Source organism: Escherichia sp. 93.0816, assembly GCF_013368855.2.
Classification (GTDB): domain Bacteria; phylum Pseudomonadota; class Gammaproteobacteria; order Enterobacterales; family Enterobacteriaceae; genus Escherichia; species Escherichia ruysiae.
The window spans coordinates 97,427-110,391 of the sequence record NZ_JABWNC020000007.1 but is presented as its reverse complement, the minus strand read 5'-3'; the positions used below and the strand labels follow the sequence as shown (position 1 = coordinate 110,391).

Genomic DNA, 12,965 nt, shown 5'->3' with positions numbered 1-12,965 from the left:
ATTCAGGGAATTACCGCAAAGCCCACGCCATCATACCCAACGAAACAAAACTCAGGCACGCTACCCACTCGCCCCACTTCTGCCTCTGGCTTCTATTTTTGCTACGCCACTGGCAATAATATCCCAACGCAAACCCAAACTGTGCGCTTATCGGACCGACAAAACCAGTCCACGGCTGTGGCCAAAATGGCGAAAAATTCAGGGGTAACCAGATAACACTCAGAAAGAAACTGCGCAGATTTTCCAGCAAAGCAATTCGCGCTGGCGCGACATAGAAAATGATATTCCACAGAAGCAACCAGAAATAAACTGGTGTGAATACCAGCCAGCAATGAGGTCTGTTTTTTAGTTCCGATGGCGTTCTGCAAGCAAATTGCCAACCAACACCCACCATTGCACAGAAAACAAGCGCATATTCAGCCGATAACCAAAGTTGTAATTCCAGAAGTGAAATACGCCGGATAATGAGCGGGATTGAGAACAGTATTTCCCCCAAAAAGCTCAATGTGATACTAAAAGCCGCCAGCGCAACCACCGTCGGCCATACTAACAACGGCACAATAACAAAGCCGAGAAATAGCGGAGAAATATAAAGTCTGATTTTATTCATCTTTATTATCCTGATGATTCAGGTGATGCGTCATACATCGCGCATAAACACTCATCAATCATCCAGTCGTCTTCCCAGATCTGATAATCTGTCCACCGCTCCGGCTGTTTTAGCGGATTCTATTTCACAAGCTAAAGTGTAATGCTCGAAAGGTGGTGAAATATTCTGGTATGCAGCATAACTCTCAGGAAAAGAGAGTAAGCAACTGCTGACAAGTAATAATGTCTTCATACTCATATCCATATCTGCATCCTACTTACTTAATTATTTAATATCTAATAACGTTTTATACAGCGGCACATACCCCACATCCTCTACCAATTGTTGTCCCTGCGGGCTTAAAAACCAGTCAACGAATTTCTGCGTTTCCGACGTGGGATTTTCGCGCGTCACCATATAAGCATCCACAAGGTATGGATAAGTTCCGTTGCGAATATTTTCCTCAGTTGGGGAGATACCGTTAATTGCCAGTAATTTGATCTGCTTGCGCATTTTGAGCATGTTGTCATTCATACGCGTGACATAATAATGAAAGGTATAACCAACGGAAGATGGTGTATTTTGGTAGTCGGCTACTTCGGTAATTAAACCGCCCATGAGATCAATTACAGTGGATTTTTTAGCTGGCAGCATTGGGGTGTCTTGCATAACCAGTCCCTTCATAACCGTTTGGCTTCCAGAATCCTCTGGCCTCTGCCAGACTTTTATACGTTCGTCACTACCGCCCACTTTATTCCAGCGACTCACTTTACCGCTAAAAATGTCTTTGACCTGCTGTTCGCTAAGTGAATTAACGGGGTTTTTGATATCAACGATAAAGACAAAGGCTTCGCGGGCGAAAGCGGTATATTTCAGCTTAACCCCCGCTTGTTCTGCTCGTTTTTTCTGCCCTTCTGACGGTTGTGCGACAAAAATAACGGTCGCAGTACCTTTAATTAGACTATCGTAGGCTTCTGCTGTTCGGGTTTGCTGCAAACCATACGCTTGCCAGGCACGCGAGGTTCGATCCGCATCTTTCGGCTCGGGTATTAATTGATAATATGCAGAGGCATACAGCGGGTATAAGGCCGTAGCGCCGTACACTCTTGGCCATCTTGACCAATCTTCGCTGTAATGTAATTCAGGTTGACCATGCAGAGAAGTCAGTCCATGGCTCTCTTCTTCTCTGACACTGTTATAGTACCCTTCCCGGTCGACACATCCCGCCAGTAATGCCGTGCCTAATAGTAAAATACCGGTGAATTTATTCATCGCGCTGATTCCTTTCTCTCCAGGGTTATTTCATTGTTGGATACATCGGCACATAACCCACATCTTCCACCAGACTCTGTCCTTGTGGCGTTAAAAACCATTCCACCAATTTTTGTGTTTCTGACGTCGTATTTTCCCGCGTCACCATAAAAGCATCGACTATATACGGATATTTGCCGTTACGAATGTTTTCCGCAGTCGGTGTAATACCGTTAATCGCTAACAACTTGATATTCTTATCGGCATTCATTTGCGTCGCGTAATAGCGGAAGGTATAGCCAATGGAGTTGTTTGTATTACGGTATTCAGCAACGACTTTAATCATGCCTTCCATCACGCTTGCCACTTCGGTTTCCTGCGGCGAGATCATGCGGACATCTTTCATCACCAGTGATTGCATCACCGTCTGACTGCCTGAGTCTTCCGGGCGTTGCCAGGTCTGGATCTCTTGATCATCTCCCCCAACAGTACGCCAGTTAGTAATAGCGCCACTAAAGATGTCACGCACTTGTTGTTCTGTCAGGGAATTAACCGGGTTATCTGCATTAACGATGAAAACAAATGCTTCGCGGGCAAAGGGGGCGTATATCAAAGTGACGCCCGATTCCTCTGCACGCTTTTTCTGCCCACCAGAAGGTTGCGCCACAAAGATAATATCGGCATCGCCCTTAACGATTTTGTTATACGCCTCCGGCGTGCGAGAGTTATCCAGATATTCCCTGACGTGAAAATCTTCCGGTATAACGCTTAACGCATAAAAGGCAGAGGCATAAATGGGGTACGCTGCCGTAGCACCATCGAGTCGCGGCCAATTTTGCGTAAACTGAATTTGTGGTTTACCACGCAGTGGCGTCAGTTGATTATTGAGTTTGTCGGGTCGCCAGGCCCAGGTATCAATATCTTCGCGAACACCGACACCGGGATTAAGCTGTTTATATAAATGAGCCTGATAACCAGCGACAAAACCCAGCAGGAGAAGGATAAACAGAAGTGAATTACGGTAACGTAGCCCGAATGTGCCGGTTAAAGGATGTCTTGTCGGCCAGGCGTATCCCAGCGAAAAACTGATATGCGCCCCAACGGGAATAATGACCATCCACCAGTACTCACCACCGACTAATGTGACTAACAAAACGCCCAGCCAAGGAAGCATAAGATCTGCCAACCAGCCCGAACCCATCTGGCGAAATTGATAATCTGCCAGATGTAGCGTGATTATCCAGCCAACCAGGGTTAATAATGCAGGTAATAAAAAAAGACATTGTCGCCAGACGGCTATTTCTCTGTTTTCTGGGGCGCTATCTCTCGCCCACACTCGACCCGAGAAAAATATCACTATCGCACCCAGCGCCAGCATAAAAACGTTGAGTAAAAGGTAAATTGTTGGTGTGAGGAGTAGATTGCAAAACTCAAGAATAGCGGCAATCCCGGCACCCAGCATGGCAATAACCGCTGCCAAAAATTGCGCCAGTATGGGAATACCGAAAAAAGTCATTACCAGCGAGGTCAAAATCCATTTTCTGTTTTGCATCATTCTGTCCATTCTTTCTGAATGGCGAAATTATACTCCTCCAGTATCCTCGTCCCCGCTGGACACTTTTCCGAAATAAAGGCGAAAAAAAACGGGACCTTTTGGCCCCGTTCTATTTTTAGCGAAATTACAATCTCACCGGATCAATATGCCAGATAAGATCGGCGTACTCTTTGATAGTCCGGTCAGAAGAGAAATAGCCCATATTTGCGATGTTCAGCATCGCTTTGGCTGTCCACTCTTCCGGACGCTCGTACAGTTCGTCAACTTTATCCTGACAATCGACATAGCTGCGATAATCCGCCAGCACCTGGTAGTGATCGCCAAAGTTGATCAGCGAATCAACCAGATCGCGGTAGCGACCCGGATCTTCCGGACTAAACACACCGCTGCCGATTTGCGTCAGCACCTGATGCAGCTCTTCATCTTTCTCGTAGTATTCACGCGGTTTGTAGCCCTGACGACGCAGCTCTTCCACTTCTTCCGCAGTGTTACCAAAGATAAAGATATTGTCCGCTCCGACATGATCCAGCATTTCGACATTCGCACCGTCCAGCGTACCGATAGTCAGTGCGCCGTTAAGTGCAAACTTCATGTTACTGGTGCCGGAGGCTTCCGTACCCGCCAGCGAAATCTGTTCGGAAAGATCGGCTGCCGGAATGATCAGCTGCGCCAGGCTGACGCTGTAGTTCGGGATAAACACCACTTTCAGCTTATCGCCAATCTGTGGATCGTTGTTGATCACTTTCGCTACATCATTGATCAAATGGATAATGTGCTTCGCCATGTAATAGGCCGAAGCCGCCTTACCGCCAAAGATATTCACTCGTGGAACCCACTTCGCATCTGGATCGGCCTTGATGCGGTTATAGCGGGTGATCACGTGCAACACATTCATCAATTGACGTTTGTATTCGTGAATACGTTTGATTTGCACATCAAACAGCGCCTTCGGATTCACCACCACATTCAATTGTTGGGCGATGTACTCCGCCAGACGCTTTTTGTTCTCCAGTTTCGCCTGATGAACAGCATGATTGACCATCGGAAAATCACAATGCTGTTGCAACTCGTTTAATTGACTCAGATCGGTACGCCAGTTACGACCGAGGTGTTGATCCAGCACACCTGAAAGCGACGGATTCGCCACCGCCAGCCAGCGACGCGGGGTCACACCGTTGGTAACGTTGGTGAAACGTCCAGGGAAGATCTTCGCAAAGTCAGCAAACAGCGATTGCACCATCAGATTAGAGTGCAGCTCCGATACGCCGTTAACTTTGTGGCTGACCACAACAGCCAGCCAGGCCATGCGCACACGACGCCCATTCGATTCATCAATGATCGACGCCCGTCCCAGCAGGTCGGTATCGTTCGGATACTGCTCCTGCAAGGTTTTCAGGAAATAGTCGTTGATTTCAAAGATAATCTGCAAATGGCGCGGCAGAATTTTACCCAGCATATCGACCGGCCAGGTTTCCAGCGCCTCGCTCATCAGCGTGTGGTTGGTGTAGGAGAAGACCTCGCAGCACACTTCAAAAGCGTCGTCCCAGCTAAATTTGTGCTCATCGATCAGCAGACGCATCAGCTCAGGAATCGACAGCACCGGATGGGTGTCGTTGAGGTGAATCGCGATTTTATCCGCCAGATTATCGTAGGTTTTATGCAACTGATAATGGCGACTTAAAATGTCCTGAATGGTCGAAGATACCAGGAAATATTCCTGACGCAAACGCAGTTCACGTCCGGAATAGGTGGAGTCATCCGGGTACAGTACGCGGGATACGTTCTCAGAGTGGTTTTTATCTTCCACTGCCGCGAAGTAGTCCCCCTGGTTAAATTTACCAAGATTAATTTCGCTACTGGCTTGAGCACTCCACAGACGCAAAGTGTTGGTCGCGTCAGTATCATAACCGGGGATGATTTGGTCGTAAGCTACGGCCAGAATTTCTTCGGTTTCAATCCAGCGAGTTTTCTTACCTTCTTGCTGAATACGTCCGCCAAAACGCACTTTGTAGCGCGTATTGTGGCGTTTAAATTCCCACGGATTGCCGTACTCCAGCCAGTAGTCCGGAGACTCTTTCTGACTGCCGTTAACGATGTTCTGTTTGAACATACCGTAGTCATAACGGATGCCGTAACCACGCCCTGGCAATCCTAAAGTCGCCAGCGAATCCAGGAAGCAGGCCGCCAGACGCCCCAGGCCACCATTACCGAGACCTGGGTCATTTTCTTCATCAATCAACTCTTCGAGATTTAATCCCATCGACTCCAGCGCACCCTGGACATCGTCATAAATACCTAACGACAGCATGGCGTTGGAGAGAGTACGGCCAATCAAAAACTCCATCGACAGGTAGTAAACCTGGCGAGTTTCTTGTGATAGCTGGGCACGATTCGAGCGTAACCAGCGCTCCACGAGACGATCGCGCACAGCAAATAACGTTGCGTTCAGCCATTCATGTTTATTGGCGACGACCGGATCCTTTCCAATCGTAAACATCAGCTTGTAAGCGATAGAGTGCTTAAGAGCTTCTACGCTTAGCGTGGGCGATGAATATGTAAACGGAGCATTCATATAGGCGTTTCCTGAAAACTATTTCAAGCGATAGTAAAGCTCACGGTACGACTTCGCCGCGACCTGCCAGCTAAAATCCATTGCCATAGCCTGACGTTGCACAAACCGCCACAGTGAAGGGCGAGACCACAGAACAAAAGCGCGTCGAATAGCCCGTAACAGCGACCAGGCATTACTATCTTCAAAGACAAACCCACTGGCGACGCCATCTGCAAGGTTCTCAAGAGAACAGTCAGAAACCGTATCAGCAAGCCCACCGGTACGCCGCACCAGTGGCAGCGTGCCGTACTTCAATCCATAAAGTTGCGTTAAGCCGCACGGTTCAAAACGACTGGGAACCAGAATGACGTCCGCGCCGCCCATAATGCGATGCGAAAATGCTTCGTGATAACCAATCTGTACACCAACCTTGCCGGGATGCTCCGCCGCTGCAGCAAGAAAACCTTCCTGCAATATCGGATCGCCCGCACCGAGCAGTGCCAGTTGTCCGCCCTGTTCCAGAAGACCCGGTAAGGCTTCCAGCACCAAATCCAGTCCTTTCTGGCTGGTCAGACGGCTCACCACTGCAAAAAGCGGCACTTTATCGTCAACCTTAAGCCCCATTGCGATTTGCAACTGGCGCTTATTCTCCGCTTTATCCTCCAATGAATCGCGGGTGTAACGCGAGGCTAAAAGTAAGTCCGTCTCTGGACTCCATATTTTCTCGTCCACGCCGTTCAGTACGCCGGAAAGTCGTCCTTCACGATGACGCTGCTGGAGTAAACCTTCCATACCGTAGGCAAACTGTGGTTCAGTAATCTCACGAGCGTAGGTCGGACTAACCGCTGTAATGTGGTCGGCGTAATACAATCCGGCCTTCAGGAAAGAGATTTGCCCGTTGAATTCCAGCCCGTGAACATTAAAGAATGACCATGGCAATTGGATGTCATTCATGTGATGTGCATAAAACATGCCTTGATAGGCCAGGTTGTGCACAGTAAACACCGACTTCGCCGGACGCCCGTGTGCCGCCAGATACGCAGGCGCAAGACCCGCATGCCAGTCGTGCGCGTGCACAACATCGGGGCGCCAGAATGGGTCAAGGCCGCTTGCCATCTCCGCTCCAACCCACCCGAGCAGTGCAAAACGCAATACGTTGTCGGTGTAAGCAAATAAGTTGGTATCGTGATACGGGCTTCCGGGACGATCGTAGAGATGCGGTGCATCAATCAGGTAAATGCCAACCCCGTTGTAATGCCCAAACAGCAGCGTGAAATGTCCGGCGAAGGTATCGCGGCGAGATACCACCTTCGCATCGGTCACGCCACGGCGAATATCGGGAAATGCAGGCAACAGTACGCGAGCGTCAACGCCGTCTGCGATTTGTGCTGCGGGTAATGCCCCAATAACATCAGCCAGACCGCCGGTTTTAAGCAGCGGGAACATCTCTGAACATACATGTAAAACCTGCATTATCGCTCCTGTTTATACCCTAACTTCCGTAGCATTTCGCGCGTAACCAGCACAATGCCTTCTTCTGAACGATAGAAACGACGTGCATCCTCTTCTGCATCCTCACCAATCACCATTCCTTCCGGAATGACACAAGCGCGGTCAATGACGCAGCGACGCAGACGGCACGAGCGACCTACCCATACTTCCGGCAGCAATACGGCGGAATCAATGTTGCAGAATGAATTCACGCGAACGCGTGAGAACAGAACGGACTGCACCACCACCGAACCAGAGATCACACAACCGCCGGAAACCAGTGAGTTAAGGGTCATCCCATGGCTACCGGAGCGATCCTGAACGAATTTCGCTGGCGGCAATGATTCATTGTAGGTGCGAATCGGCCAGTTGCGATCGTACATATCCAGTTCCGGCACGACAGAAGCCAGATCCAGGTTCGCTTTCCAGTAAGCCTCCAGTGTCCCAACATCACGCCAGTACGGCTCGGCGTCCGGATCGGACTGTACACAAGAGAGCGGGAATGGATGCGCATAGGCGAGGCCTGCTTCGGTAATTTTTGGAATCAAATCCTTACCAAAGTCGTGGCTGGAGTTTTCATCACGATCGTCTTCTTCCAGCAATTCATACAGGTACTCTGCGTCAAAGACGTAGATCCCCATACTTGCTAAAGATTTGCTCGGATCGTTTGGCATTGACGGCGGGTTAGCCGGTTTTTCAACAAATTCGATAATTTTATCGTTTCCATCAACCGCCATAACGCCAAATGCAGAGGCTTCTTCAATCGGTACAGGCATACAAGCAACGGTGCAACGTGCGCCTTTTTCGACGTGGTCGATAAGCATACGCGAGTAGTCTTGCTTGTAGATATGGTCACCCGCCAGGATCACTACGTACTCCGCTTTATAACGGCGGATAATGTCGAGGTTTTGGGTAACGGCATCTGCCGTACCGCGATACCAGTTCTCCCCTTTCATTCTCTGCTGCGCTGGCAGCAGATCGACAAACTCGTTCATTTCTTCATTGAAGAACGACCAGCCGCGCTGAATATGCTGTACCAGAGTGTGAGACTGGTACTGGGTGATCACGCCCATACGACGGATACCGGAGTTGATACAGTTGGACAGTGCAAAGTCGATAATACGGAACTTGCCGCCGAAGTGTACGGCAGGCTTTGCTCGTTTATTGGTTAAATCCTTCAGGCGAGTACCGCGTCCCCCCGCCAGAATCAGGGCAACAGACTTCAATGGCAGCTGGCGCGCCAACATTAAGTGATCGTTCTTCTCTAAACTAATCATGACTAACTCCTTTTTTATCATCTCTGGAACACACACAGTCCGTGTGCAGGTCCCGGCCAGACAGCCGTAATCACTGGGTTATCCTCTCCAGCGAATGGGGGAATGGCACGCCACTCCCCAGCAGGTAAAACAATCTCTGTTACCTCAAGCGTGGCGTTTATTGCGATCAAGAAACGATCCGAAAGCAAAATTTGCAGCTGCTTTGGCCCGTTCTGCCACTCATCCGAGCTTAAAGATTGAGCATATCGATTCAGCCAACGGACATTGCCGTCGCCTTCTTCCCACCAGCGATCCTCTGCCAAAGCAGGAATGCGCTTGCGCAGATGGATTAACGCGGCGGTAAACGCGGTTAAGCCACTGCTTGCTTGCGACCAGTCTAACCACGTTAGTTGGTTATCCTGACAGTAAGCATTGTTATTGCCATGCTGGCTGTGACCGTGTTCGTCACCGGCCAGTAACATCGGCGTACCCTGGGAGAGCAACAACGTTGTTAACAGGGCGTGAATGCTGTCGCGCCGCCGTTCAACCAGATCAAGAGTACCGCCTAACCCTTCTTTACCATGATTGTTACTGTAATTGTTGTTGGTTCCGTCGCGATTTTCTTCTCCGTTTGCTTCATTGTGTTTATGGTTAAAACAAACGCAGTCGCGAAGCGTAAAACCGTCATGCGCCGTGACCAGATTAATCGCAGCACTCGGCAGACGGCCATTACGTTTAAAAACATCACTGGAAGCGGCAAAGCGTCCGGCAAACTCCCCCAGCGACAGGTTATAGTGCAGCCAGAAGCGCCGGGCAGCATCGCGGAAATGATCGTTCCACTCGGCAAACAGCGGCGGGAAATTCCCCACCTGATAGCCACCGGGCGCGATATCCCACGGTTCGGCAATCAGCTTCACTTGCGAAAGTACCGGGCAATTCTGAATAGCCGTAAACAGAGGCGCATCCTGACGAAACTCCGGCGTTCGCCCCATGACTGTAGCGAGATCGAAGCGGAAGCCATCAACATGACAAGTTTCCACCCAATAGCGTAGACAGGCGCTGGCGTACTCCACCACAGCTGGATGGCTCAAATTGAGCGTATTGCCGCAACCGGTCCAGTTGTGATAATCGCCGTCTTCTCTTATCCAATAATAGCTACGGTTATCGATCCCGCGCAGGGAGAATAACGGGCCGTCGAGATCCAGTTCCGCACTGTGGTTGAGAACGATGTCGAGAATGACCTCAATGCCCGCTTTGTGCAGGGCTTTGACTGCATCGCGGAACTCATCCAACGCCGTGTCGGGCGAGCATGCATACGCCGGATGCAGTGCAAACAGCGCCACCGGGTTGTAACCCCAGTAGTTACTCAACCCCATTCGTTGCAAGCGCGGCTCACTGGCAAATTGCGCGATCGGCAGCAGTTCCAGTGCGGTAATGCCCAACTGTTTTAAATAGTTGATCATCACCGGATGCCCCAGGGCTTTATAGGTTCCACGGATCTCGACCGGGATCTCCGGGTGCAAGTAGGTTAAGCCTTTGACATGGGCTTCATAAATGATGGTACTGCCCCACGACGTGCGCGGCGGGGCATCATCTTCCCAGTCATAGTGATCCACGACCACTACGCATTTCGGCGCAATAGCAGCGTTGTCGCGATAGTCAGGATCACTATGCCCGGCGTGCAGCAGCGGGTTATCTTTAAATTCCCCGACAATTTGCCGCGCGCAAGGATCAATCAACAACTTCGCCGGGTTAAAGCGATGCCCCATGGCGGGTTGCCATGGGCCATGAACGCGGTAACCATAACGCAAACCCGGGCGCGCATCCGGCAGATAACCGTGCCAGATGTCACCACTTCGTCCTGGCAAATCATACCGATGTTCGATGCCCTGAGCGTCAAACACACACAGCTCTACCCGTTCGGCATGAGCGGAGAAGAGCGTGAAGTTAACGCCCTGGCCGTCGTAATGCGCGCCAAGAGGAGCGGGATTGCCAATGGCAAGTTGTGTCATTATCCCTCCCGAACCAGCCAGATAGTGGCCAGCGGCGGTAGCGTAAGGCTTAATGAATGCTGGCGACCGTGGCTGGCGATCTCATCACTGTGTACCGCGCCGCCATTACCGGTATTGCTACCGTGATAGTGCATGGAATCAGTATTGAGGATTTCACGCCATTTACCCGGCTGATTAATGCCAAAGCGATAATCATGGCGTGGCACCGGCGTAAAGTTACTGGCAACGATAATTTCATTACCCTCTTTATCACGGCGAACAAAAATCAGCACCGAACGTTCATGGTCATCCACCACCAGCCATTCAAAGCCATACGCGTCAAAATCCAGCTCGTGCAATGCTTTGTGATAGCGATAAGTGTGGTTCAGATCGCGCACCAGACGCTGGACACCGTGGTGCCAGTTGTCGCCGCCTTCCAGCAGGTGCCAGTCAAGGCTGGCGTCGTGGTTCCACTCGCGCCCTTGAGCAAATTCATTACCCATGAACAGCAGTTTTTTGCCCGGAAACGCCCACATCCAGGCATAGTAGGCTCGCAGATTGGCAAACTTCTGCCATGCATCGCCCGGCATTCTGTCGAGAATCGATTTTTTGCCGTGCACCACTTCGTCGTGCGACAACGGCAGGACGAAGTTTTCAGTGTAGTTGTAGAGCATCCCGAAGGTGAGTTTATCGTGATGGTATTGACGATAAACCGGGTCGAGCTTCATGTAGTCCAGGGTGTCGTGCATCCAGCCGAGGTTCCACTTGTACCAGAAGCCGAGGCCGCCGATATCCTGCGGACGAGAAACGCCAGGGAAGTCGGTAGACTCCTCCGCCATTGTTACCGCGCCAGGAACTTGCTCGCCGATAATACGGTTGGTATTGCGTAAAAATTCAATCGCTTCCAGATTCTCGCGCCCACCAAACTCGTTGGGGATCCACTCGCCCTCTTTACGGCTGTAGTCGCGATAAATCATCGAAGCCACCGCATCGACACGCAGCGCATCAATACCAAAACGTTCAATCCAGTACAGCGCGTTGCCAACGAGGAAATTACTGACTTCACGACGCCCATAGTTGTAAATCAGGGTATTCCAGTCCTGATGGTAGCCTTCACGGGGATCGCTGTGTTCATACAGATTTGTTCCGTCAAATTCGGCAAGCGCAAAGTCATCAGTCGGGAAGTGCCCCGGCACCCAGTCAAGAATGACGTTCAAACCGGCTGCATGTGCGGCATCAATGAAATAGCGGAAGTCATCGCGAGTACCAAAACGGCGAGTTGGCGCGTACAGACCCGTCGGTTGATAGCCCCAACTACCATCGAATGGATGTTCGTTAATTGGCAGCAGTTCGAGGTGGGTAAAGCCCATCCATTTAGCGTAAGGCACCAGTTGATCGGCCAGTTCGCGATAGCTTAACCAGAAGTTGTTGTCGGTGTGACGACGCCAGGAACCCAGATGAACTTCATAGATAGAGATTGGCGCATCAAACTGATTCGCTTTTTTGCGCTCTTCGGTCTGCACGACCTTTTCAGGCAGTCCGCAAATAAGGGAAGCGGTTTCCGGACGCATCTGTGCTTCAAAGGCATAAGGATCAGACTTCAAACGCAGATTGCCATTGGCATCAATCATTTCGTATTTATAGAGCTGACCGTTATGCGCGCCAGGGATAAACAGTTCCCAGATGCCGCTCTCTTTACGCAGGCGCATCGGATGACGACGACCATCCCAGTAGTTGAATTGCCCGACAACCGAGACTCGGCGGGCATTGGGTGCCCAGACAGAAAAACGCGTGCCGGTAACGCCATCCATGGTATCTGCGTGTGCGCCTAAGGTTTCATACGGGCGCAGGTGAGTACCTTCAGATAACAGCCAGGCATCCATTTCCTGAATTAAAGGGCCAAAACGGTAAGGGTCATCAATAAGATTCTGCTGACCATGCCAGACAACAGCCAACTGATAGCGGAAAAAATTCTTACGTCGTGGAATGACGCCACTGAAGAATCCACGAGAGTCGAGACACTCCAGTTTAGCGACTTTGCGTCCGGTTTTTGGTTCAATCACCCACACATCGGTGGCGTCAGGTAAAAGGGCGCGGACTTCCAGTCCTGCTGTAGTTTTATGCATTCCCAGTACGGAAAATGGGTCTGCAAAATGGCCTGCAATTAGCGCGTTTATCACGTCTCTATCGATACGAACGGACATGCTTGTCTTCCTGTTTTATTGTGTCACCCCATCCAACTGATTTTTGACATCTGGTTGTGACATTTTTTTGACCTGAA

8 protein-coding genes are annotated in these 12,965 nt (G+C 50.4%); all 8 read right to left on the bottom strand.

The features are described from left to right. Window positions 1-10: 10 nt before the first annotated feature. On the bottom strand, window positions 11-610 hold the full coding sequence (locus tag HEM79_RS10405) for a hypothetical protein (protein WP_176241381.1): 600 nt from the start codon (window positions 608-610) through the stop codon (window positions 11-13). Window positions 611-874: 264 nt separating this feature from the next. After that, a complete protein-coding gene (locus HEM79_RS10400) occupies window positions 875-1,861 on the bottom strand; it encodes a PstS family phosphate ABC transporter substrate-binding protein (RefSeq protein ID WP_176241380.1) in 987 nt (328 codons plus the stop codon). Between the two features lie 25 nt (window positions 1,862-1,886). Then, window positions 1,887-3,395, bottom strand: a complete 1,509-nt coding sequence (locus HEM79_RS10395) for a PstS family phosphate ABC transporter substrate-binding protein (RefSeq protein ID WP_176241379.1) — start codon at window positions 3,393-3,395, stop codon at window positions 1,887-1,889. A 124-nt stretch (window positions 3,396-3,519) separates the two neighbouring features. After that, window positions 3,520-5,967, bottom strand: a complete 2,448-nt coding sequence (glgP, locus tag HEM79_RS10390; protein WP_000993435.1) for a glycogen phosphorylase — start codon at window positions 5,965-5,967, stop codon at window positions 3,520-3,522. Between the two features lie 18 nt (window positions 5,968-5,985). Next, window positions 5,986-7,419: a glycogen synthase GlgA gene (gene glgA, locus HEM79_RS10385; protein ID WP_176241378.1), complete on the bottom strand. Its 1,434-nt coding sequence runs from the start codon at window positions 7,417-7,419 to the stop codon at window positions 5,986-5,988. Next, on the bottom strand, window positions 7,419-8,714 hold the full coding sequence (glgC, locus tag HEM79_RS10380) for a glucose-1-phosphate adenylyltransferase (protein WP_000624234.1): 1,296 nt from the start codon (window positions 8,712-8,714) through the stop codon (window positions 7,419-7,421). Before glgC ends, glgA begins: the two co-directional genes overlap by 1 nt. 17 nt (window positions 8,715-8,731) lie before the next feature. Next, window positions 8,732-10,705 (bottom strand): glycogen debranching protein GlgX, encoded by a 1,974-nt coding sequence (gene glgX / locus HEM79_RS10375; protein WP_000192584.1) that lies wholly within the window; start codon window positions 10,703-10,705, stop codon window positions 8,732-8,734. Further along, window positions 10,705-12,888, bottom strand: a complete 2,184-nt coding sequence (gene glgB / locus HEM79_RS10370; protein ID WP_000116223.1) for a 1,4-alpha-glucan branching enzyme — start codon at window positions 12,886-12,888, stop codon at window positions 10,705-10,707. The genes glgX and glgB overlap by 1 nt, the downstream gene beginning before the upstream one ends. Between the last annotated feature and the right edge of the window lie 77 nt (window positions 12,889-12,965).

Coding starts and splice junctions, on each gene's coding strand:
- HEM79_RS10405 (WP_176241381.1), bottom strand. CDS start 610: ATGAATAAAATCAGACTTTATATTTCTCCGCTATTTCTCGGCTTTGTT.
- HEM79_RS10400 (WP_176241380.1), bottom strand. CDS start 1,861: ATGAATAAATTCACCGGTATTTTACTATTAGGCACGGCATTACTGGCG.
- HEM79_RS10395 (WP_176241379.1), bottom strand. CDS start 3,395: ATGATGCAAAACAGAAAATGGATTTTGACCTCGCTGGTAATGACTTTT.
- glgP (WP_000993435.1), bottom strand. CDS start 5,967: ATGAATGCTCCGTTTACATATTCATCGCCCACGCTAAGCGTAGAAGCT.
- glgA (WP_176241378.1), bottom strand. CDS start 7,419: ATGCAGGTTTTACATGTATGTTCAGAGATGTTCCCGCTGCTTAAAACC.
- glgC (WP_000624234.1), bottom strand. CDS start 8,714: ATGATTAGTTTAGAGAAGAACGATCACTTAATGTTGGCGCGCCAGCTG.
- glgX (WP_000192584.1), bottom strand. CDS start 10,705: ATGACACAACTTGCCATTGGCAATCCCGCTCCTCTTGGCGCGCATTAC.
- glgB (WP_000116223.1), bottom strand. CDS start 12,888: ATGTCCGTTCGTATCGATAGAGACGTGATAAACGCGCTAATTGCAGGC.